A 22,502-nucleotide genomic window follows, 5' to 3' on the forward strand; every position below is an offset into this window, starting at 1 on the left:
TTTTTAAACCTTCTTCAAACTAATGCTAAGTTCTGCCTATCGCTACGGAATTAAACCGATCCTGTTTTCGTTAGATCCTGAAGCTGCTCATCAATTGGCGATCGCCACCTGTCAGCAGGTTAGCGCATCTACGACACTGCAAGCGATCGCTAAGTCTATGTTCTACTATAGCGATGCGCGGCTGTCACAAAACCTCTGGAATTTAAAATTTGCGAATCCTGTGGGGTTGGCGGCGGGGTTTGATAAAAATGCTGAGGCGATCGGTGCATGGGAAAATTTTGGCTTTGGCTTTGCGGAGGTTGGTACGATTACGGCACAGGCACAGTCAGGCAATCCCCAACCAAGGCTGTTTCGCTTACCAAGCGATCGCGCTGTACTAAACCGTATGGGGTTTAACAATCGCGGTGCAGAGGCGATCGCTAATGATCTCCAGCAATATTTGCAAAATCATCAGCTTTCCATTCCCCTTGGCATTAATTTGGGTAAGTCCAAGATCACCGAACTTGCCGATGCTAGGTTTGACTATGCTGAAAGTCTGCGATCGCTCTATGAGTTTGGTGATTATTTTGTGGTTAATGTTAGCTCACCGAATACGCCTAATTTACGGGACTTGCAAGCGAAGGAGCAGTTATTGGGAATTTTGGCAGAATTACAGCCGATTAATATTGAAAATAAGCCAATTTTAGTCAAAATTGCCCCCGATCTCAATGATGCGGATATTATTGCAGTGGTCAAAGCCAGCCAATCCCATCATGTGGCAGGTATCATCGCCACGAATACCACTATTTCGCGGCAACAACTCACCACGACTCACTTAACAACAGGTAAATCCGTAAAGGATGAGGCAGGTGGTATCAGTGGGCAACCTGTGCGCGATCGCGCCACCGATGTGATTCGCCTGATTTGGCAAGCGACCGATGGCAAGTTGCCGATCGTTGGGGTGGGTGGCATTTTCAACGCTGAAGATGCTTGGCAAAAGATCACCGCAGGGGCAGCGATCGTGCAGGTTTATACAGGTTTAATTTATGAAGGACCAATGATGATCAAGCAAATTTTGCAGGGGCTAGTGGCAAAGCTTGATGCCTATAGTTTGGATAACATTCAGCAGGCGATCGGTTTAGATCACCAATGCTAGTCAACAATGCTAGTCATCAGGGCTAGTTTGTGCCGTCCGCTAAAGCGGATACTACAGGTTATTCCACCAATAGGGCTTCGGCAAGTTCATAATCTAACTTTTCGGCTGAGGCGATCGCCTCGGTCATGATTTGCCTTGGAGAAATGCCGCTATGGTAGGCGGCTAACCAGCGCTGTGCCTCATTGCCTTGGTCTAAAATCTTCTGTAGTGGTGATAGGAAACACCATACGCCGCTATCCTTGGCACGCGATCGCAGATCATCTAATAATTGCGTCACCCATTCCCGCGCCGTGATCTGTTCTCCTGTTTGCCAATGGGTTAATAGGGCATCAAGGCTATTCTTGGCGGCGGCGACTTCATTGGCATCGGCGATCGTCGCCAGTTCAAAGGCAGTAAATTTGGTTGCACTTGCCCCTAAAGGATCGTGCGCCGAACCAATGCCTGCCTCTAAAAACTGATGTAACCGCATCTCTAATAGTGCCGTAATCGCCAAAAGTGCCACAGGATCGATCACCAAATCTGAAATTCGTAATTCTAAACGATTGAGATTGTAGGGACGATTGTCACCATTGGGACGCACCGATGACCAGAGATGGCGCACATTCTGCATTGTGCCTAGGTGGAGTTGGTGTTCTGTCCATTTCACAAAATGGTGATGATCTTGGAATAATGGCACTAATTTAGGAGTCTTGGGAAACATCTGCCAACGGGTAGAATGGAATCCTGTAACTTCACCATTTAAGAAGGGGGAAGCGGCGCTGAGGGCAAGATATAGCGGTGCTTCGAGGCGAATCAACCGACAGGCGGCAATCAATAGTTCTAGGTCGGGAATGCCCACATTAATATGAATACTGGCTGTGACCACATCCGTACCATAGGTTTTTTCGATGTAAGTATGATAAGGATTGAGTGGGTCGGAGCGATGGAAGCGATCTGTGCCGCCGAGGGCAAGGGTACTACCAGGCATCAGCGTATAGTCACCGAGCGATCGCAGGTATTGGCGCAGCTTCTGCCTTGGCTCCACTAGCGCCGTTAATAGCGGCTCATATTTATAAAATGGTGGGGTGATATATTCCACATTGCGGCTGTCGGGTTCGCGCACAAACCCGTTTAAATTCGCCACAATGCGATCGCTAAAGCCCACCACATCCCCCGTTGGTGTAGAGGTATAGATTTCTACTTCAAAGCCTTTTGATAAAAGCACGGGAGGTTTCCTTTTGCTATAGTCACTATGATCAAGCCTACCTTGCAATGCGATCGCCACGATGGCAATTAACGCCTTTCTCTGACGGCATTGGCGAGAGCCGTTAAACTGTCAACCGTAGTCTCGAAGTCAATACAGCCATCGGTGATACTCTTACCATATTCTAGTTTTGCCAAATCCTTCAAAGGTTGCTTACCGCGATTGAGATGGCTTTCGAGCATGATGCCGACAATATATTCTGAACCATTCCGCACCTGCTCGGCGATATCTTGCAACACAAGGGGCTGATTTTTATAATCTTGACCGCTATTGTCATGACTGCAATCTACCATCATAAAGGGCAGTAAATTGCGATCGCGTAGACGATGGGCGATCGCCTCCACATGGGTTTGGTCATAGTTTGGACCTTGCTTGCCGCCGCGCAGCACAATATGTCCATCAGGGTTGCCTGTGGTCGTGACAATACTAGAGCGTCCCTCATTGCTGACCCCCAGAAACCGATGGGGCTGCCTTGCCGATAGCAATGCATTAATTGCCACATCAATGCTGCCATCTGTGCCATTTTTGAAACCCACAGGCATAGATAGCCCCGAAGACATTTCTCGATGGGTTTGGCTCTCGGTGGTTCTTGCGCCGATCGCCGTCCATGAGATCAAATCTGCTAAATATTGCGGCACAATTGGATCAAGTAATTCGGTAGCACTGGGCAAGCCCAATTTCGCCACATCCAGCAATAGCTCCCGCGCCATGCGAAGCCCAAAATTAATATCAAATGTGCCATTGAGGTGGGGATCATTGATTAACCCTTTCCAGCCGATGGTGGTACGAGGCTTCTCAAAATAAACCCGCATGACAATTTCGAGGGCATCACTCACCTGATCGCGAAATTTTGCCAATTTTGACGCATATTCCTTAGCCGCCTTCACATCATGGATCGAGCAGGGACCAACCACCACCAATAAACGGCGATCGCTGCCATTTAAGATATTACGAATGCGACTTCTGGCGCTGGATACAACCTTGGCGATCGCAGGTGTAATCGGTAACTCAGCTTTGATCTCTATGGGCGCAAGCAATGGACAGGTTTCCACAACGTGCAGATCGTTAGTCTTGATCTGCTCTAAATCTTCATCTAAATTGGCATCCAATACCATTGCTTGGCTGGAAATATTACTAGAAATATTGCTAGAAATTTTGTTAGAAATATTGGCGAGTTCAGTTGATGACACGCTAAGTAACTCCATAAATCATCTATAAATTAAGTATCTACTTATACTTTAGCGCCCCAATAGGATTAACGCATCATGCTGATGCTCTTTGTTACAAATTAAATTTCATCAGGATTGACTCTTAGAGATCTTAGGTATACAGCAAGTTTTTCGCTTTTATTACGTTCCTGCTCAGCGATCGCCTCATATTCACAATTTTCCAGATGCTGTCATGATGCAATCCTAGTCTTAATCTATTGCTAACTTAGCATGGGCAGATTGTACGAGAGTAGATTGCTTAGAGGTTTTGAGATGATGCTTTAGGCGATCGCAAGCAAATGTAATAACATCTGATATAACTTTGCGATAAGATAGGGAAAATCATGTATATCTTAGATATCAAAACCCATGCCACGTTATACAGGAATTTCTAGCGAAGCCTTTCGGCATCCCCTCGATCGCCAAGCCGAACAAGCCCTCCGCAGCGTCCCAGGGTTTGACTTGGTGGCGGGTAAGTTTGTGGAATTTATGTATGAGCGTCCCCAAACGATTTATCACATCGGCAATAGCATTCAGGTCAGCCATCGTCAATATGCCAGCATTCATCGCATCTTTCGGGAATGTGTTGCCGATCTCGATGTTCAGCCCGAACCTGTCCTATTTGTATCGCAAAATCCGATCGCCAATAGCTACGCCCTCGGCAAAGATCACCCCTACATCGTGATTAATTCAGGATTATTAGATTTATTATCGGAAGCCGAAATTCGCGCCGTCCTCGCCCATGAACTCGGTCACATCAAATGCGGTCACACCACCCTCATTCAAATGGCAATGTGGGTAATGAGTGTCGTCTCCACCCTTAGCGAAATGACCTTTGGTTTAGGAGGCATCGTTAGCAGTGGCTTAATTTATGCCTTTTTTGAATGGCGGCGCAAAGCCGAACTATCCAGCGATCGCGCCGCCTTGCTAGTCACCGATGAACTGGATACCGTCCTCTCCACAATGATGAAAATTGCAGGCGGCAGTTCTGTCTATGCCCATGAACTCAGTCTGCCCGAATTCATCCGCCAATCAGATTCCTATCAAGAACTCGACAAAGACAATCTCAATCAAATTTATAAATTCATGCTCTACAACGGCTTCGGGGCTGGCTCCATGCTCAGTCACCCTTTCCCCGTTGAGCGTGTTCATTACATCCGCGCATGGGCAGAATCAGAAGAATATCGCAGTATCAAATCTGGCAATTACAAGCGCGGCGACACCACTGGAGCCGTAGATGTTTCTAGCCCATCGGAGCCAAAGGAATCGGAAGCCGATCGCCTCAAACGCCAAATTGACGAACTACAAGAGCAAATCAATCGCCTCAAGCGCTAATCAAAATCCCATCAAAAGCACAAAACGGCTATGTCATTTTGTGCTTTTACAAAGTAAAATTCTAAACCGCCAGAAACTTCTGAATTACCTCGTTACTTAATTCTGAGGTTTGCCCAGAAGCCACAATGCCGCCCTTTTGCATCGCATAATACCAATCCGCTTGACGGACAAAATGTAAATGCTGCTCCACTAAGAGAATAGAAATGCCCGTACTCGCCACGATGTGCTTAACCGCAGCCTCAATTTCTAAAATGATTGAAGGTTGAATCCCTTCCGTTGGCTCATCCAGAATTAATAGCCTAGGCTGACCCATCAAAGCACGGGCGATCGCTAACTGTTGTTGTTGCCCTCCGCTAAGGTCGCCACCCATGCGACTGAGCATCGACTTAAGCACAGGAAACAGCTCATAGACCATATCCAATAGATTTTGCTTCACCGCAGGTGTGACAGGATGAGACTCTAGGCCTAACAACAAATTCTCTTTAACCGTCATCCTTGGCATCACCTCGCGCCCCTGCGGCACATAACCCACGCCCATCCTAGCGCGTTGATCGGGCGTAAGTTGCGTGATGTCTTTCCCAAAAAAAGAAACATCACCCACCCTCGGTTTTAGCAGTCCCATGATCGTCTTCAAGAGAGTCGTTTTACCAACCCCATTCCGCCCAATTAGACAGACCATTTTGCCCGAAGCCACACCCATATCCACATTGCGAAGAATATGACTCTCACCATAATAAACATTCAAATTATTCAACCGCAAAATCGGATCGTTAATTTCTTCCATAAGTTACCTCTATTTTAATTTCGCTGTTAGCCATTAGCTGTTAGCTGTTGGCTGTTAGCCATTAGCTGTTAACTGTTAGCTGTTAGCTCTCAAACTTGTCAATCACCAATCACCAATCACCAATTACTAAAAGCTAATCGCTAATCGCTAATCGCTAATCGCTATTCCTCATCCTGCTGTCCCAAATAAACTTCAATCACCCTCGGATCGTTCTGTACCTCTTCAAAGTCACCTTCGCAAAGTACAGAGCCTTGATGCAAAACTGTTACCTTACGAGCAATTTGGCGTACAAACTCCATATCATGCTCAATCACAATAATGGAATGGGATTCGGCTAGAGACATTAACAGTTCGCCTGTTTTTTCGGTTTCTTCATCAGTCAAACCCGCAACAGGTTCATCTACTAACAGCAAATCAGGCGACTGGGCGATCAGCATCCCGATCTCTAACCATTGTTTTTCGCCATGAGAGAGAAACTCGGCTTTCATTTCTGCTTTATGAACTAAGCCAATCGTTTTGAGCAAATCAAGGACGCGCTGTTTTTCTACCACCGATGGCGGCTGAAATAGGGTAGAAAAAACATTCTTATTAGGGTTACTGGCCAGCTCTAGATTTTCCCTAGGTGTGAGATTGAGATATACACGCGGGGTTTGGAACTTGCGCCCCACTCCCATTCTGGCAATTTTATGCTCAGACAGCGATCGCGTATTTCTGCCCTTAAATCTGACCTGCCCTTGGGTGGGCTTGACCTTACCCGTAATCACATCGAGGAATGTGGTTTTGCCAGCACCATTGGGACCAATGATTACCCGCAGTTCACCCTGCTCCATATCAAAATTAAGGTTATTGATGGCTTTAAATCCATCAAAGCTAACGGTCACATTTTCAATTTCTAGGATTTTCCCTTTCACTTTGCACCTCTGGATCTAATTCAAGACTGGGATAAGTCACAACAGGTCTACCCTTAACCATCCGATTCAACCATTCCATGCCAGTAGTGCGACACCAACCGACTAGACCATCGGGCAGTACCATGACCACTAGCAGGAACATTGCACCCTGAAAGAACAACCAAATTTCGGGGAACTGTTCGCTGAGAATACTTTTGGCAAAGTTGACTATGAGCGTGCCGATGAATGCACCAATCAAGGTGGCACGACCACCAACCGCAACCCAAATCACCATCTCAATGGAAAGAGCAATATCCATCGACTTGGGCGAAATAATGCCTGTCTGTGGGGTGAATAATGCGCCACCAATACCTGCAAGAACCGCAGAAATGGCAAATACTAATACTTTAAAACCTGTGGGATCGTAGCCAGAGAAACGAGCGCGGTTTTCGTCATCGCGGAGAGCAATCAGTAACCTGCCAAATCTGCCACTAGTGAGCCACCGACAGAGGGCATAGGCAAGCCCTAAGAACACAACAGTCAACATATAAAAAACGCGCTGGGTTTCGGGGGCGTTAATTTCGTAACCAAAGATGGTTTTAAAATCCGTTAGTCCATTGGTTCCATTGATATATTGCTGCTGACCGTTGAAGAAGTTAAAGAAAATAATCGTCATCGCTTGGGTGAGAATTGAGAAATACACACCACGAATGCGGTTACGGAATACTAGATATCCTAAAATTGCCCCCACTGCCGCAGGAATTAGCACGATCGCTAAAACCGTAAATTGAAATGAGAAAAACGGCTGCCAAAGGGCAGGTAACTGGTTAATGCCATAGAGGGGCATAAATTCGGGCAGTTTGAGCGTGGCATCGGCGGGAAATTGCAACTTGAGGTGCATGGCGAGCGCATAGCCACCCAAGCCAAAAAACACCCCATGTCCCAAACTTAATAGCCCCGTAAATCCCCAAATCAGATCTAGCCCCAGTGCCACGATCGCCAAAGCTAGAAAACGTCCTAACATGGTGATCCGAAAAGCTTGTCCTGTTGCGGTGAGGGTGTAGGGAATTACAAATACAAGGAGGATGGCGATCGCACCAACGATCGCGGCTTCAATTGCAAGCGATCGCCACGGGGTCGCTGCCAAAGTCTGTGGCTCAGGCTTGGGTTCAGGTTTGGCAACATCTTGAGAAACATCTTCGATCATGCTTTTCTATATCTCTGTATCTCTAAAGGTATTTCTAAACTGGCAAAAGCTATAGCTCAACGGAGCGCCCTTTTTGCGGGAACATCCCCGCAGGCTTGTATTGCAAGAACGCCACAATTAATACAAATAGCAGTACTTTTGCCATGCTCGTAGTTGCAAAAAACGTGAAAAAGTCAACAAGGGGCTTGATCCCAGCAAATATATTGGTAAAAGTGCCTGAGCCAACTAAGTAACTAGTTGTCCCGATTGCCAATGCCGCCGCAATACTGCCAATCAATTTACCAACACCGCCCACCACCACCACCATAAAGGTATCGACAATATAATTTTGTCCAGTATTGGGACCGACAGAACCCAAAAAGCTCACCGCACAACCTGCGATACCCGCTAGTCCCGAACCAATGGAAAAAGTCAGCGCATCTACGGTTTTAGTGGGGATGCCCAAGCAAGCACTCATTTGACGGTTTTGCATGACAGCGCGGATTCGTAAACCCCAAGGAGATTTTTCTAAAAACAGGTAAATGCCAATCACACAGGCGATCGTTAAGACAATAATAAACAAGCGCACATAGGGAAATTGCAAAGTCCCGATCGCTAGACCACCACGCAACCATTTAGGAGCAGTCACATCCACATTTTGCGCCCCAAACCAAGGCTTAGTCACCGCAATTTTGTAGATTTGTGCCATGAATACGCCCATACTGCCTGCGATCGCGAGGGTGAGGGGCAATAAAACGGCGATCGCCCAATTTTTAATTGCATCCCAGTTGGGTCGTCTTTGCAAAGCCCAAACACCACCAAAATAAAGAATGCTAAAAACTAATAATCCTGCCAAAATTACCCAGTTCACGCTGCGAACAAATTGCTGCATGATTAGACTTACGCCCCAAGTCGCCAATAGGGTTTCCAGTGGTCTACCATAGAGAAACCGAATCACACCCTTCTCTAAGAGAAAACCGATCGCTGCCGTGAATATGAATGCCGCAATCAGGGCTGCGAATATATAAAAATCTGACCAAGGCTCACCCAGTGATTTGAAAATATTCTGCACCACAAAAGTTGTGTAAGCGCCAAACATCATCAACTCGCCATGAGCCATATTAATCACGCCCATCAGACCAAACACGATCGCCAGCCCTAGGGCAGCCAATAGCAATACAGCACCTGTACTGACACCGTTAAACACGCCCTGTATGAGATTATCTATCATTAATCTGTTTTGGTAAAAAGGAAGATATATCAAAACTCAAGATTTTGAATAAAAGTTGCACCATGCACAACTTCTATCCAAAATCTTGATTTCATGCAATGAAAGGGGTTAAAAGAGCAATGCCCCTTTAACCCCTTTCGTCATGCAAAATTAAGCTTTCTTAAACTTACCGCCCTTAGACTTATCGGAATAGTCACAGTAATAGCCTTTGGTTTCCGCAACAAACTGATTCCAAGGCAATGGCTCAACAGTTGAAGGGGTTTCAAAGACGATCTTAAATTGACCATCCGCAGTCACCTCACCAATCCGCACATACTTAGACAAGTGATGGCTATTTTCCATCTTCACCTTGCCTTCAGGCGCATCAAACTCTTGACCAAGCGCTGCCATTCTCACGGCTTCAAGATCGTCGGCTTTGCCTGCCTTTTTGACAGCTTGCGCCCAGATGTTGACAGCGATGTAACCTGCTTCCATGGGATCATTGGTGACGCGATCGGCTCCATACTTCTTCTTGAAGGCTTCGACAAACTTCTTATTAGCAGGATTGTCAACGGTCATGAAGTAGTTCCATGCGGCGTAATGTCCCTTCAAGAATTCAGGTCCGATCGCCTTAACTTCTTCTTCTGCGATACTAACTGACATGGAAGGATACTTGTCAGCAGTCAATCCCGCGCCTTGCATCTGTTTGAAGAAAGCCACGTTACTATCACCATTGAGGGAGTTATAAATTACGCCGCCATTGGGAAGAGCTTGCTTGATCTTGGAAATGATTGGTGTAACCTCGGAGTTGCCCAAGGGTAGGTAATCTTCACCCACGACCTTGCCACCAGAAGCTTCCAATTGCGCCTTGATGATGGTGTTGGCAGTACGGGGGAATACATAGTCAGAACCAACAAGGAAGAACTCCTTGCCTTTGTTCTTGAGCAGCCAATCAACGGAAGGTTCGATCTGTTGGTTAGGAGCCGCACCCGTGTAGAAAATATTTTTGGAGCATTCTTGTCCTTCGTACTGTACGGGATAAAACAGCAAGTGATCTTTAGATTCAAATACTGGTAAAACAGCTTTACGGCTTGCCGATGTCCAACAGCCAAATACAGCGACGACCTTATCCTGCTCGATCAATTTTTTCGCTTTTTCGGCGAAGGTGGGCCAGTCAGAGTTGCCATCTTCCACGATTGGCTCAATCTTCTTGCCCAAAACGCCGCCAGCAGCGTTAATTTCTTCGATCGCCAAGAGGGTTGCATCTACTAAGCTCTTTTCGCTGATTGCCATCGTGCCACTGAGGGAGTGCAAGACTCCAACCTTGATCGTGTTACCAGTAGCGGCAGCAGTAGTGGCGGCGGCAGTAGGCGAAGCGGCGGTAGTGGCAGCAGCAGTTGTCGCTGCGGTGGTGGCGGTAGGGGTAGTCGTAGCAGGGGCGCAGGCTTTGATTAAGCTACTAACGCCTAGGGCAGCAGAGCCATAAACGATAAATTTGCGGCGATTCATTTGACTGCTCATTAAACTTTGATGCCTCCAATTTCTTGAGTTCTTTTGCAGAAAATTATATAAAAATCAGCCCTAGGATGGTGCAGCTATTAATGATGAGTATGTAAAGCTTTGACGAGGACTAACGCATAGTTAATTGATAATGTTAGATCATTCAACTAAGGCGAAATTCTTAAGCCTTTACTCGACTTTTTCGTGTTAATTAGTTGACGCTAGGGCTTATCAATCCTGATATAGTTGGCTTGTATCAGTTGTATCGCACAATACTTTTATTGCTGGCAATATTTGCTTTTACTCTGCATGGTTTGAGAATGCGAATATTTGCTATAAAACCAAGCTGAGAAGTAGAGAAATCAGGAAAGAGAAAATGCTGCAAGTCGCATTTACAGAAAAGGACAAAGAAGTACTCAAACATGAAAGATTTCATCATCCACATCCGCTTGTACAGCAAAACATGGAATTGCTGTGGCTGAAAAGTCAAAACCTACCGCATTGGCAAATCTACAAATTAGCTAGCATTAGTGAGAACACATTGTGAAAGTATTGTCAAGCTTATAAGGAATGCGGGGTTAGAAAACTTAAGGAAATCAAATTCAGGACACACAAGAGCGGGATAGCAGCACATCGCAGTAAGATAGAAGCACATTTTCGCTCGTCACCGCCTATAACGATCGCCGCTAAGGTTTCGGGCTGGCACGCACCATCCACAGCCCCTACAACAAAACATGAATTAGGCAGGTAAGGCTCCCCCATGGTTGCCCTGCTTGGCTAGCAGCAGGAGATTCATCATTTGCGTTCTGCGTAACATGAATTAAATATTTCGCTGGAAATTATTAATCACATCAATTAGCCAATTAACTTCTGTGGGGCGCATATTTCTAGTAGATAGCAGATAGTGATCTTCGCCAATAAATAATTTGACATTAGATTTAATGGAATTATCATCATTTTTATAACTACTTAACCAAATTAACCAACCAAAAAAATTATTATTTAGATGCTTTTGCATCATGATCCATTCAGGCTCAGCATAAAATGACTCCCTTGGACTCTGAGATTTCTTACTCCAATAGCATCTACCAAAAATAGATCTACTTAAAGTAATTCCTAAATCATTAATTTCTAAACTGGTTTTGGTTAGGGTATTAAGTAACTTTTGGAGCAGAAACAGCGAAACTATCGTAAAAATTACTTGCCATAGTAAACCTACCGAACCAAATAGCATAATCGCCCATAAATAGCCAGTCACATTACCAAATACTAAAGTGATTAAGCCCATCACTAATAGCAAAATGAACAGTGGTAAGGGGTGCGATGGTATTATGATTTTTAATTTTCCTGCTTCTTCCTCAAGTTGAATTTTGGTATATTCGGGAGGATAGATGCGCCGCGATCGCTGCGGCAGATGGGTTCTTAAAGGGGTCGGGCGGGGTGCAGGGGCGGCAATTAATTCCTTTTGGTGGAGTTTTTCGAGGGCGATTTTGGCAGTGGGATAGCGTTTTTTGACGTTAGGCTCAATTAGGTTCTGAATCCATTTCACTAAATGCAAGCTAGCGCTGGTGCGATCGCGAAACATAATCCGACAATCTTCATCTTGCGGTAAGTCCGCAGGGTTTACCCCTGTGAGCAAATAAATCATGGTCGCACCCAAGGCATAAAGATCGGAAGCAGCGACCGCCCGACCACCATACTGCTCCATCGGGGCATAGCCATAGGTTCCCACCACCGTAAAAGATTTACCCTCAATACTAGCGCGATCCTGGGCTGCGCCAAAATCAACGAGATAAATCTGCCCATCACTGTTGATGTCTCCTGACAAAATCAAATTGCTGGGTTTGACATCACGGTGTAATACTGGCGGGTTAAGTTCATGGAGATAACTGAGAATGCCTAAAATAGCGATCGCCATTTTCTGAACTTGAGTTTCACTAAATTTCTGACCATTACTAACGCAATCCTTGAGGGAAACACCCGCAATATATTCTTGCACCAAGCCAAACCAGAGATTCTGCCCATCGATCGCAAAATAATCACGATATTTAGGAATCCTTGGATGATCTAGCTGCTGTAAAATTTGCGCTTCCCGTTCAAACAGTTTCAGGTCATCCCATTGCACATTGCCGCCAAAGGCTAAAAACTTAACTACAACTAGCTCTTGCCCACGCTCTAAATCCTGTGCTAACCAAGTTTCGCGACCTGCATTCTGCCCCAAACGTTGCTCTAATTGATAACGCTTTTGAATTATTGCTTGGGGTTGCAGTGTAGTCATCGGTGTTAGTCAAATCTAAATTTGCTGTTATTGTTCCCCAAAAGATCAAAAGTATTGCTGGGCAAAAACTTCGATCTTTTGGGGCTTTAAGGACGCTTCACACTTAAAGATATTAGACAATTTCCCTTATTTGGGGCTGACCATCGACAAATTCGCCAACTAAAATCACATCGGCAACACCAACAAACAAGCCATTTTCCACGACTCCAGGAATATTGTTGAGGGTTTGCTCTAGGCTCGCCGCATCCGCGATCACCTCAAAGGTGACATCCAAAACCATATTGCCCTGATCGGTAATGACGGGACCATCCTTTTTGACACCCATCCGCAAATCGGGCTTGCCACCAAGCTTCTCCACGGCTCTGGTCACAGGGGCGATCGCCATGGGTAATACTTCCAAAGGCACGGCAAAGGTGGAACCAAGGCGATCGACTAATTTCGACTCATCCACCACCACAATAAATAATGAAGCAAGGGAGTCAACTACTTTCTCGCGGGTATGTGCCGCGCCGCCACCCTTGATCAAGGTCTTGGCTGGATCAACCTCATCCGCGCCATCGATCGCCACATCCACGCGATCGACATCATCCAAGCTACGGATGGGAATGCCATATTTTTTACCTAACACCGAAGCTTGGAAAGAGGTGGGAATCCCCACAATATCCGTTAGTTCGCCCGATGCAATTCTGCGTCCTAGTTCTTCGATGGCAAAGGCTGTCGTGGAGCCAGTACCCAAGCCCACCACCATGCCAGACTGCACCTTCTGAGCCGCCGCAATTCCCACTTCTTTTTTTAATTTCTTAATATCGTCAGCCGAAATAGTCATAGGTATTAGTTTTTTATAGTCTAATTAAATAAATGATGGCGCATTGCGCCACCACTTGTTTAAATCCTACAGTGATTAGGTCTTACTTACTTCGCAGGCTTTTTCTTTAAATTTTGCAAGCTCAGCATTCCCACGCCTCCAGTCACTAGAAACACTCCAAGCATTTGGATAGGGCTTAACTGATTGCCCAGCAGTATAAATGCCAAAAAGGTCGTAAACACAGGACCACTGGCACTGACGATCGATGCCTGTGCTGCCCCCATTAGCTTTGTACCAAAACTGGTGAGCAGATAGCCGCCAAGGGTGGTGAGTGCAACCAAGAAACACATAAATACTAAGTTGCCACTGAGGGCGATCTCCGATAGTGTAAAGGGCAATGTCCCCAAGCACAGCAGCAGAATAATTGCAAAATTGATCGATGTAAAGGAAACGGGGTTTAGCTGCTTGAAGCAGGCTTGGGAGGTAATGATATAGCCTGCAAAGGCAATTCCTGAGAGCATTGCCGCAATTACGCCCCACGTATCGGGCTTATTCACCCCAAAAATGTTGTAAGTGAGCATGATCCCCAAATAGATCACACCGATCACAATCCAGCGATCATTGCTAGGGCGATCGCCAAAGAGCAACCAAGCCATCAGCACCGTCACCGTTGGGAAAATAAAGAATAAGGTGACTGCTAATCCTGGATTCAAGATACCTAAAGCCACATAAATAAAGGCAAAAGAGGCAAATTGCAGGAGAGCGCTAAAGGCAACCCGCCAAAACAGTAAGCGGCGACTAGGCAGTAAAAGCTGCTGAAAATCGCGCACCACGTCAACTTTAAAAATCGCCTTTGCCACAAACCACATAATGGGTGCAGCAAACAACATTCTCAGCAGTAGCAAAATAAAGGAATTGGATACACTAGGCTTAATCAGACCACCGAAGGTAAACAGACCTAAAATATTAGATTTAGAAAAAATCACCCTCACCAAAATATTTTGGAAGGACAGTACCACTGATGCGCCTAAGACAAGGAGGAAACCAGACCACCAATCACTCAGTCCAGCTTTTTCGGCGGCTGGCATAGGCTCATCCACAGGTTCCATCGCTTCTGTGGGGTCATCAACAAAGGCGGTAGTACTGTCAGTATCGCTACCATAGCGATCGTATGGGCGATAGCGTCCACCATTACCGTTAAAATTAGGAACCTGCAACTGGCTATAATCACTGCTGCCATTGGGTCTATAGGTGGGGCTAGTGATACCAATATTAGTCCCTGCCCCAAAACTAGAGGTGGGCGGCGGTGGAATGGGGGGGGTATTTAGCCCCGTGCTGCCATAGCCCCCCCCCGATCGCCGCAAATATTCATCAATGCGCTCCACCAATGCCGTTAGCATCAGCTCGCCCTGTTGTCGCTGGCCATACATACGCTGCATTTGATCATCAAGATCGCGTTGATAAGTATCGACATCGCGCTGCAAAGATTGAAATGTGGAGCGAATGGCATTGTCAAGATTGAGCATCAGTTGCTCAAAGTTGGCAGAATGATCGTTAAGGGTTTTGGAGTTGGTGACAATCACATCATTTTTAAGATGATAAGTGATGGATTGAGCAAGTTGTTCAATCCATTGTTGGCGCTGGATCTCCTGTTGGCTCATCCCCTGTTGAGCTACGGTCAAGACTTCTAGCTCTTTGCGTTGAGACTGAAGTTTTTGAATATCATCGGTGAGGGCGTTTTTTTGAGCCTGTAAAATTAAAATCTCACGGCTGAGTTTTCCCAGAATATTGGCACGCAGATCCGATAAGTCTTTAGTGACTCCCGCGAGGGTCTGCTCATACGCGCTATTACTACGAATGTTGTTGCTCTCCATTTAAGAAATCACCTCGTGACCATGCCATAAAAACTCAAGCTGTGGACGGCTGATTTTGGCACTCACTATTTTATATAGTTTATGTAGCTCGCTAAGCTTGCTGTTTGGTTGCGAAATTTATAGCACTAATTTGACCGTTTGCTACATTTTTATTATTTATTTGCCTTTTGATTTTTTAACCAAATCATGAAAATTTTAGAAGCCCTGCAAATCAGCACTTCTAAAATTTTTAGAGAATTTTTCAAGATTAGCGCATTGACTCACGGTGAACCTTGACTAACCTAATCTCATCTTCGCCCATTAAATATTTATTCATCATATAAATCACATACTCAGGTTTGAGATTGCTGTCAGGCTTGCAACTGCCCATAAAGTGAATCGTGGGCAGTTCGGGATCAGGGTTGATTACGTTAATCGTGAATAGGCGATCGCGTAATTCAATCATTTGATCGCGCCCTGACTTAGACTTCTTCGGCATTTGAATCGAAGTTGCCGCCAGCACACAGTAACTTGCGCCTTCGAGCATATCCATAATATCCGCCGCATTGCGCTCCTTGGGCGTGACGAAAGCACAGGTGAGCGTATATTCGGCAACCTCTAGCATCGCATCTAAAGATGGGGCATTTACAGGCACTTCCGCGATCGCGTAGATCGGCAAGTCGGCATCAAGTTCCTGTTTGAAGCGTTCTTGAAACTCCTCAACAGGAATCACCTTGGTTAATTCAAAATCCACAAACTCCGCACTGCTGGTTTGACCCAAGGGCAGAGCCTTAGCAATGGAAATGCGGGGCAGTGGGTTAAACCCTTCTGTATGGGCAACGGGTAAGGCTGCTCGCCGCGCCGCTCTTTGGAAGAATCGATAGAGATCCAAGTGGGAAATTAAACTCATATCGCCCAGCTTGCCAAACTTCAAGCGAATACGCTGAACTCTGGGCGGAATGATCGGCTTTTCTAACGAAATTGGTGGTACTTCGGGTGGTGGAATCACCTCGTTATGTCCAAATTCAGGGCCGCATACCCCACAATGGGAGCAACCGCCAAAGGAGCAGTCAGGTACAACTTGCGCGGCGATCGCCCTTTCCCAATCTTCGATTAGCCATTGCTTATCAATACCCGTGTCAATATGATCCCAAGGCAGAGGATCGGTCATTTTCAACGATGGTGTATCCCAGACTAGACCAGCTTCGGCGATCGCCTGAGTCCATGCCCCGAAAGCTTTTTCTGCATTTTCAAACCATGAGTCAAACCCTGCGCCCAATTGCCATGCCCGATGCAACACCTTACCCAAGCGGCGATCGCCTCGCCCAATAAAGTCTTCCATCGCACTAATGCGAACTTCCGTGTAGTTGACCTTCACTCCACTCAAGCGGCGAAATTCCTTGCGAAGTAATTGCTGCTTCCGCACAAACTCGCCACTAGAAACCGTGAACCACTGAAAAGGCGTATGGGGCTTGGGTGTGAAGTTGGAAATGGTCAAGTTAAAGGAAATCTTCTTCCTGCCCTTTTGTGAACATTCATTTTGCAGCCATTCCACCGTATTGACGATGCCAATCACATCCTCATCGGTTTCTGTCGGCAAGCCAATCATGAAATAGAGCTTTACCTTATCCCAACCTTCAACATAGGCAGTTTTCACACCTTGCAATAGCTCTTCATCGGTCAAGCCCTTATTAATCACATCGCGCAAGCGCTGAGTCCCTGCCTCTGGAGCAAAGGTTAGTCCCTGCTGGCGACCATCACCACTGCGGAGCATATGGGCAATATTCTCATCAAAGCGATCGACCCTTTGACTAGGTAAAGAGAGCGTAACGTGTTCATCTTTGAATCGATTTTTAATCTGTACGCCCACCGATGGCAAAGCTAGATAATCGGAACAGGATAGAGAAAGCAATGAGAACTCGTTATAGCCAGTTTCCCTAATTGCTCTCTCAATGGTATCCACCACCTTCTCAGGTTCCACATCACGGGCGGGACGGGTCAACATCCCTGGTTGACAGAAGCGACAGCCGCGAGTGCATCCGCGTCTAATTTCGATGACTAGGCGGTCGTGAACGGTTTCCACTAGGGGAACTAAGCCAATGCTATGCTCTGGCATCGGGGTGGCAACACGGCGCAGGGCGCGGGGTGAGACATCCTGACGATTAGGAGTAACTGCACCTGTGCGCTCATCCATATCATAAAACTCTGGCACATAAACCCCATCGACCTCATTGGCAAGGGCTAGGAGGGTTTCGCAGCGAGCTTTACCCGCTAATTTACAGGTTTTGAGAACTTCCCCAATTTCAGGTAATAATTCTTCGCCATCACCAAGGGCAAAGAAATCAAAAAAGTCGGCATAGGGTTCGGGATTAGATGTGGCAGTTTGTCCCCCTGCAAAGATCAAAGGACATTCTGCAATACTCATTGCACTGCGTTCCTGCCATGTCATGGGAATATTGGCAAGATCGAACATCTCCAATACATTGGTTGCGCCTAGCTCGTAGCTGAGGCTAAATCCTAAAATATCAAATTCCCGCAGCGATCGCTTGGACTCGACCGCAAATAAATCTGTTTGAGTTTCGCGGAGTTTTGCGGATAAATCGGGCGCAGGCAAATAGGCGCGATCGCATAGCTGACCATCTTGAGAATTGATAATGCTATACAGGATGATATGTCCCAAGTTGGACGCGCCCACCTCATATATTTCAGGATAGGTGAGCGACCAGCGCACGATCGCTTGATCCCAAGGCTTATGCACTGCGCCAAACTCGTTACCAAGATAACGGGCAGGTTTCAGGATTTCGGAATTGAGTAACTGTTCTACGGGTACGGGCATAGAGTTTTTTGATGATTTGAGCTATGCCTATTTTACCTAAACCTGTTTTACATTTGCGCGATCGCGATTAGTTACAATCATCATTTGTAGCATATGAAGAGGTGCGACCTTCATATGCTACCTTCTCAAATTAGCGAAATCCTTGCCTAGCAAACCTTTTATTAAATTCATTCAAAAATTATTTTCTGAATTAGAGAAAGTCAGAATCTTTACACAGTAACGGGTTATCAAGTGGATGTCGCACCCAATGAGATCGTAATCGCGGCGGCATAGCTCAAAGGCAATTTTAGCGGGATCTTGAAGACGGGCTTCTTCAGGCAATGCAGCTAATTCTAAAGTTGCGAAGAGCGTTACGGGTTTCTAATAGCTTTGTTTGCATGATTTCGAGGGCAATGTTACTAATTCGCAGATTATCGGCTAGGGCTAATACCCATTGATGTAGGGATTTCATGCCAACATTGAAACTGGTGTCAATTAGGATTTGGCGATCGCTGCCTGTAACTCCATCAAACAAGCGTCCAATAAAGCCCCGATTTTGGCGAAAGCGGATCAGGTCATCATTTACTTGAATCCCATTAACCAAATCCACTAATACCTTATCGCTGATAACGGGGACTTGTTGCTCTAGGTCTTGTAATGATTGAGTTACAAAGTTTTGCATTGGGTTATTTATTTACAGATTTTATTGGAGACATATGTTTTAGGGAAGATTCTCAAGATCTAAACGAGCAAATATTCAACGTGGTGGTAATTGAGCAATCTCAAAAACTCTCTGAAGTCTTGTGGTATTTGGATCATAGCTATACATTATCTGTCGTAAATATTCCAAGGCAATTAGGCGATCACGGGGACTTTTATGAAGCCAATAGGTCTTATCTTCTGTATCTTCTTTGGTTAGACTGGTAACGCTAAAGACTTGATGATTAAATTGAAAGCTATCAAGTTTTTTGTTGTTCATTTTTGTAAATCTATAGAATAACTATTAGCTTGCCAACTGGTGATGATATCTTCTTTCTTGATTCCCGCTTCGATTAGTGTATTAACTAATCCTTCCTCAAAGTTGTCTTCTTCGATGATGACTTGGCGATCGCTGTTGTCTTTTTCGATAAGTCGCGCATGAAATACGACAAAATCCACCCATTTTTGTTTATCAAAGCCTGTGGCAAGAACAACAAATTGACCAGATTCTAGATCGCAGACTGGGTAAAGTTTAATTGGTTGTATGCTTGGTTGATGGATAGTAGCGTCATAGACTACTTTTTTGAGTATTTGTGAATAGTCTACAGGTTTAGACATTTCTCTCTCCTTGAAATAATATTAGAAAACCTTCTTGAGTAAAGTGTTTATCGTGGGTCAATATTTCTGTGATTTTGAGACGATCCATGATGATCATTGACATACAATCAGTGAGACTATAGCCTTTGTCAAGACGATTAGCATACAGATCTAGTCCTTCAATAAAAACTTCTCTAGTATGGGTTATGACTTGAATATTTTTATTTCTGAGAATTTCTCTAGTTCTTTGTGAAACGCCTAAGCGCATTTCTGAGCCAAACTGCGCGTAGTAGTTAAGCAACTCATTGAGTACTGCGTCAGAAGTTACTAGCTTTACTCCTTTTAGTTGCTGACTGAAACTGACAACTTGTTGATGCCATTGATCGCGCTGATTACATAAGGCAATCCAGTAGAAAGTATCGACAAAAATTTGTTTCATAATCTATGCAGATTGCTTTGGTGAACCGTATAGATAATGATCGTGATTAGCTGCTCCATCGGTAGGTAAGCGATCAAGAACTTCTGGAGGGATAGATTGGGCAAAGGTTGTAAAACTTTCCCAAATGGGAACTTCTGTATCTGTTTCCTGCGTTGATGAGTTTACTTGTGGTTCTAATAGATCTTTGTCTTTAGAAATTGATAGTAAATTAAGTAACTCTTGGGCTGTTGTGTCAAGGATACGAGCAAGAGTAAAGATAGATACTTGGGGCTGTGTGTCTAGTGTAATGATGCCGCTAGGTTGTTCACTTTGTAGCCATGCTAGAAAATGATCTGGGGTTGTGCCTAATACTTCGGCTGAGGTTTGTAAATCAAGGGTTAGTTTTGTCATGGGTTTAGAGTTTGATTAAAAATTTAAATTTTAAACACAAATTAATTTAAATTGAGATTTAGGGGAAAGGATGCTCTGGAGATTTTTCATAGTGATCCTTCAACTCTTTAATAATATTTTTGTCATAAGTTAGTAATCCAATTTCTCTCTCTCCGTTAACTCCCATAAAATCACTTGCAGATAAAAAGTTATAACTTGTAATTAGCGCCCATTTATCGTCACATATTAAAAATTTTTCATGAGTTCCTAATAGCTTGAATTGAATACACTGAAGTCTTTGTAAGCTATTAAAAGCATTGTAGCCACTTTTAGCCAACAATACTTGAGCAGACTTTTTTGCTGAATTTATATCATAGAGATTTCCCCATCCTATATGTATTGTAACATTGTTGTTCTGTAATGCTTGTTGAATGTGATGTAGCAGATCTGGATTAACTGCATTTTGACTAATCCAAGGACATACCATAATCAAAGTTTGCTTAGCTTCACTTAATGCGCTTAATAATTTAGATCGAATAGCAGGACGACCATAAATTAACTCATATCTATGAGGCTCAATTTGATTAAGTATTTTCTTTGTCTCATTAAAGTTATTGTTAGTATCATCTTCCAGTTTACTTATTTTATTAATTAAATTTTCTACTATTTCGGTTAAATTTGATAATTTTTCTATTCTAGAATTTAATGAATCAAAATTCTCTTGTCTTTGTTTCTGAAGGTTACCTTGATTAATATCCAAATTTCTTGATTTATCGTTCAAGTCTTCAACTTGTTTAGTTAAATCTGTAAGTTTTCTTATTATAGAATTTAGTGAATTAAAATTATTTTGAGTTTGATGATTAGAATTACCTATATTAATGGATATATTTTCTAATCCATTAGTTAAATCCTTAACTTGGTTAATTAAATCTGGAATAATTTCAATTTTTGCATATATAGAATCAAAATTATTTTGATTTTGATGATTAGAGTTACCTAGATTGATAGATACATCATCTAATTTCTCATGTAAAACATTTAATTTTTTGGATAAATCTGATATATCTTCTATACTAGAAAATAATGAAGCAAAGTTGTTTTGAGTCTGTTGCTGATGATTGCCCAAATTTATGAATATATCATTAAACTTGTCAGATAGATCCTCAACTTGATTAGTTAAGTTTGGAATCTTTTCTATTCTAGCGTTTAATGAATCAAAGTTATTTTGAACCTGCTTTTGATGATTCCCTAGATTTATGAATACAGTCTTCATTCTGTCATCTAAGCTTGTAACACGCTCATTTAGATTAGGAAGTTCTTCTAGTTGAGAGTTTAATGAATCAAAGTTATTTTGAACCTGCTCTTGATGATTTCCTAGATTTATGAATACTGTTCTCACTCTGTCATCTAAGTTTGCAATACGCTCATTTAGATTGGGAAGTTCTGCTAGTTGGGAGTTTAGCGAATCAAAGTTATTTTGTGTCTGTTTCTGATGATTGCCTAAGTTTATAGATACGTTGCCTAATTGTTTATCTAAGCTTGCAATACGCTCATTTAGATTGGGAAGTTCTTCTAGTTGAGAGCTTAGCGAATCAAAGTTATTTTGCGTCTGTTCGTGATGATTGCCTAAATTTATAGATACATCCTTTAATTTTTCATCTAGGACTGCTACTTGGGTGGTTAAGTTTGAGATGTCTGTCGTTGCTACACCAATTTTAGCCAAAACATTATTTATTACAGAAATCTTTACATTGCTTTGGGTTTGCTTTTTTATATCTTCGTTACGGTTAACAAGATTTAGGAATAGCGCAAAAGTTATAGGCATGGCAGCGTAAACAGCCTGACTGGAAAAAGCCCAGACAATTGCCCCAATTGCTGAAGCAGCGATCGCAATTCGTTCAAGATTTTCAGTAGGAATTTTTTTCAATGGCTTATTTACAGTGCAACAAATGCTAGACGATGTTTTTATTTTTCATCCCACATAACATAATGCTATTCTCAGTATAACCTTTGACTAGCATACTTCATCAAGTCCCGAACTTGTGTCAAAACATCAACTACAGATTTCTGAATTGCATGGATATCAGGCTTTAGAGCGTCATTAGACATAAATTGATCACCCCTTGTATGTTGATGTTTTGAGAATTATCTATGAC

The 22,502-nt window shown here is 44.0% G+C and carries 20 protein-coding genes; 3 read left to right on the plus strand and 17 right to left on the minus strand.

All coding sequences use genetic code 11. The annotated features are described in order from the left end of the window. The first annotated feature begins 22 nt into the window (after positions 1-22). A complete protein-coding gene (locus H6F44_RS00340) occupies positions 23-1,135 on the plus strand; it encodes a quinone-dependent dihydroorotate dehydrogenase (RefSeq protein WP_190348926.1) in 1,113 nt (370 codons plus the stop codon). Between the two features lie 58 nt (positions 1,136-1,193). Here H6F44_RS00340 and gshA read toward each other — a convergent pair whose 3' ends face one another. Next, on the minus strand, positions 1,194-2,339 hold the full coding sequence (gene gshA / locus H6F44_RS00345) for a glutamate--cysteine ligase (RefSeq protein WP_190348927.1): 1,146 nt from the start codon (positions 2,337-2,339) through the stop codon (positions 1,194-1,196). Between the two features lie 68 nt (positions 2,340-2,407). Next, positions 2,408-3,493, minus strand: a complete 1,086-nt coding sequence (locus H6F44_RS00350) for a 3-deoxy-7-phosphoheptulonate synthase (protein WP_190349019.1) — start codon at positions 3,491-3,493, stop codon at positions 2,408-2,410. 462 nt (positions 3,494-3,955) lie between these two features. On the opposite strand from H6F44_RS00350, the gene H6F44_RS00355 reads away from it, so the two are divergent. Continuing rightward, positions 3,956-4,921, plus strand: a complete 966-nt coding sequence (locus tag H6F44_RS00355) for a M48 family metallopeptidase (RefSeq protein WP_190348928.1) — start codon at positions 3,956-3,958, stop codon at positions 4,919-4,921. Positions 4,922-4,982: 61 nt separating this feature from the next. Here the strand turns inward: H6F44_RS00355 and urtE are convergent, their stop codons facing one another. The 5 genes from urtE to urtA all read right to left on the minus strand — a co-directional run bounded on the left by urtE (position 4,983) and on the right by urtA (position 10,512). Beyond that, a complete protein-coding gene (urtE, locus tag H6F44_RS00360; protein WP_190348929.1) occupies positions 4,983-5,705 on the minus strand; it encodes an urea ABC transporter ATP-binding subunit UrtE in 723 nt (240 codons plus the stop codon). A gap of 161 nt (positions 5,706-5,866) precedes the next feature. After that, positions 5,867-6,616: an urea ABC transporter ATP-binding protein UrtD gene (urtD, locus tag H6F44_RS00365; protein WP_190348930.1), complete on the minus strand. Its 750-nt coding sequence runs from the start codon at positions 6,614-6,616 to the stop codon at positions 5,867-5,869. Beyond that, complete coding sequence (gene urtC, locus H6F44_RS00370) at positions 6,591-7,802, minus strand: urea ABC transporter permease subunit UrtC (RefSeq protein WP_190348931.1); 1,212 nt, start codon at positions 7,800-7,802, stop codon at positions 6,591-6,593. Before urtC ends, urtD begins: the two co-directional genes overlap by 26 nt. 49 nt (positions 7,803-7,851) lie before the next feature. Then, the gene (locus H6F44_RS00375) at positions 7,852-9,012 is read right to left on the minus strand and encodes an ABC transporter permease subunit (protein ID WP_190348932.1); all 1,161 of its coding nucleotides are present in this window, start codon (positions 9,010-9,012) and stop codon (positions 7,852-7,854) included. A gap of 150 nt (positions 9,013-9,162) precedes the next feature. Beyond that, a complete protein-coding gene (urtA, locus tag H6F44_RS00380) occupies positions 9,163-10,512 on the minus strand; it encodes an urea ABC transporter substrate-binding protein (protein WP_190348933.1) in 1,350 nt (449 codons plus the stop codon). Positions 10,513-10,867: 355 nt separating this feature from the next. On the opposite strand from urtA, the gene H6F44_RS00385 reads away from it, so the two are divergent. Next, the gene (locus H6F44_RS00385) at positions 10,868-11,038 is read left to right on the plus strand and encodes a hypothetical protein (protein ID WP_190348934.1); all 171 of its coding nucleotides are present in this window, start codon (positions 10,868-10,870) and stop codon (positions 11,036-11,038) included. 273 nt (positions 11,039-11,311) lie between these two features. On the opposite strand, the gene H6F44_RS00390 is transcribed toward H6F44_RS00385, so the two are convergent. The 10 genes from H6F44_RS00390 to H6F44_RS00435 all read right to left on the minus strand — a co-directional run bounded on the left by H6F44_RS00390 (position 11,312) and on the right by H6F44_RS00435 (position 22,273). Next, positions 11,312-12,769 (minus strand): serine/threonine protein kinase, encoded by a 1,458-nt coding sequence (locus H6F44_RS00390; protein ID WP_190348935.1) that lies wholly within the window; start codon positions 12,767-12,769, stop codon positions 11,312-11,314. 112 nt (positions 12,770-12,881) lie between these two features. Then, a complete protein-coding gene (gene rpiA, locus H6F44_RS00395; protein ID WP_190348936.1) occupies positions 12,882-13,595 on the minus strand; it encodes a ribose-5-phosphate isomerase RpiA in 714 nt (237 codons plus the stop codon). Positions 13,596-13,681: 86 nt separating this feature from the next. Beyond that, complete coding sequence (locus H6F44_RS00400) at positions 13,682-15,448, minus strand: DMT family transporter (RefSeq protein WP_190348937.1); 1,767 nt, start codon at positions 15,446-15,448, stop codon at positions 13,682-13,684. 247 nt (positions 15,449-15,695) lie between these two features. Further along, positions 15,696-18,263 carry a TIGR03960 family B12-binding radical SAM protein gene (locus H6F44_RS00405; protein ID WP_190348938.1) on the minus strand — a complete coding sequence of 856 codons (2,568 nt, stop codon included), beginning with the start codon at positions 18,261-18,263 and terminating at the stop codon, positions 15,696-15,698. A 313-nt stretch (positions 18,264-18,576) separates the two neighbouring features. Next, positions 18,577-18,924, minus strand: a complete 348-nt coding sequence (locus H6F44_RS00410) for a diguanylate cyclase regulator RdcB family protein (RefSeq protein WP_190348939.1) — start codon at positions 18,922-18,924, stop codon at positions 18,577-18,579. Positions 18,925-18,999: 75 nt separating this feature from the next. Next, positions 19,000-19,221, minus strand: a complete 222-nt coding sequence (locus tag H6F44_RS00415; protein WP_190348940.1) for a hypothetical protein — start codon at positions 19,219-19,221, stop codon at positions 19,000-19,002. Further along, on the minus strand, positions 19,218-19,559 hold the full coding sequence (locus H6F44_RS00420) for an element excision factor XisI family protein (protein ID WP_190348941.1): 342 nt from the start codon (positions 19,557-19,559) through the stop codon (positions 19,218-19,220). The genes H6F44_RS00415 and H6F44_RS00420 overlap by 4 nt, the downstream gene beginning before the upstream one ends. Then, positions 19,552-19,977 carry a type II toxin-antitoxin system VapC family toxin gene (locus H6F44_RS00425; RefSeq protein WP_190348942.1) on the minus strand — a complete coding sequence of 142 codons (426 nt, stop codon included), beginning with the start codon at positions 19,975-19,977 and terminating at the stop codon, positions 19,552-19,554. The genes H6F44_RS00420 and H6F44_RS00425 overlap by 8 nt, the downstream gene beginning before the upstream one ends. Before the next feature lie 3 nt (positions 19,978-19,980). Beyond that, positions 19,981-20,367, minus strand: a complete 387-nt coding sequence (locus tag H6F44_RS00430; RefSeq protein WP_190349028.1) for a hypothetical protein — start codon at positions 20,365-20,367, stop codon at positions 19,981-19,983. 58 nt (positions 20,368-20,425) lie between these two features. Continuing rightward, the gene (locus tag H6F44_RS00435; RefSeq protein WP_190348943.1) at positions 20,426-22,273 is read right to left on the minus strand and encodes a phospholipase D-like domain-containing protein; all 1,848 of its coding nucleotides are present in this window, start codon (positions 22,271-22,273) and stop codon (positions 20,426-20,428) included. Positions 22,274-22,502: the final 229 nt, after the last annotated feature.

Source organism: Pseudanabaena cinerea FACHB-1277 (assembly GCF_014696345.1).
GTDB classification, from domain to species: Bacteria; Cyanobacteriota; Cyanobacteriia; order Pseudanabaenales; family Pseudanabaenaceae; genus Pseudanabaena; species Pseudanabaena cinerea.

Coding starts and splice junctions, on each gene's coding strand:
- H6F44_RS00340 (WP_190348926.1), top strand. CDS start 23: ATGCTAAGTTCTGCCTATCGCTACGGAATTAAACCGATCCTGTTTTCG.
- H6F44_RS00350 (WP_190349019.1), bottom strand. CDS start 3,493: ATGGTATTGGATGCCAATTTAGATGAAGATTTAGAGCAGATCAAGACT.
- H6F44_RS00355 (WP_190348928.1), top strand. CDS start 3,956: ATGCCACGTTATACAGGAATTTCTAGCGAAGCCTTTCGGCATCCCCTC.
- urtE (WP_190348929.1), bottom strand. CDS start 5,705: ATGGAAGAAATTAACGATCCGATTTTGCGGTTGAATAATTTGAATGTT.
- urtC (WP_190348931.1), bottom strand. CDS start 7,802: ATGATCGAAGATGTTTCTCAAGATGTTGCCAAACCTGAACCCAAGCCT.
- H6F44_RS00375 (WP_190348932.1), bottom strand. CDS start 9,012: ATGATAGATAATCTCATACAGGGCGTGTTTAACGGTGTCAGTACAGGT.
- urtA (WP_190348933.1), bottom strand. CDS start 10,512: ATGAGCAGTCAAATGAATCGCCGCAAATTTATCGTTTATGGCTCTGCT.
- H6F44_RS00385 (WP_190348934.1), top strand. CDS start 10,868: ATGCTGCAAGTCGCATTTACAGAAAAGGACAAAGAAGTACTCAAACAT.
- H6F44_RS00390 (WP_190348935.1), bottom strand. CDS start 12,769: ATGACTACACTGCAACCCCAAGCAATAATTCAAAAGCGTTATCAATTA.
- rpiA (WP_190348936.1), bottom strand. CDS start 13,595: ATGACTATTTCGGCTGACGATATTAAGAAATTAAAAAAAGAAGTGGGA.
- H6F44_RS00400 (WP_190348937.1), bottom strand. CDS start 15,448: ATGGAGAGCAACAACATTCGTAGTAATAGCGCGTATGAGCAGACCCTC.
- H6F44_RS00405 (WP_190348938.1), bottom strand. CDS start 18,263: ATGCCCGTACCCGTAGAACAGTTACTCAATTCCGAAATCCTGAAACCT.
- H6F44_RS00410 (WP_190348939.1), bottom strand. CDS start 18,924: ATGCAAAACTTTGTAACTCAATCATTACAAGACCTAGAGCAACAAGTC.
- H6F44_RS00415 (WP_190348940.1), bottom strand. CDS start 19,221: ATGAACAACAAAAAACTTGATAGCTTTCAATTTAATCATCAAGTCTTT.
- H6F44_RS00420 (WP_190348941.1), bottom strand. CDS start 19,559: ATGTCTAAACCTGTAGACTATTCACAAATACTCAAAAAAGTAGTCTAT.
- H6F44_RS00425 (WP_190348942.1), bottom strand. CDS start 19,977: ATGAAACAAATTTTTGTCGATACTTTCTACTGGATTGCCTTATGTAAT.
- H6F44_RS00430 (WP_190349028.1), bottom strand. CDS start 20,367: ATGACAAAACTAACCCTTGATTTACAAACCTCAGCCGAAGTATTAGGC.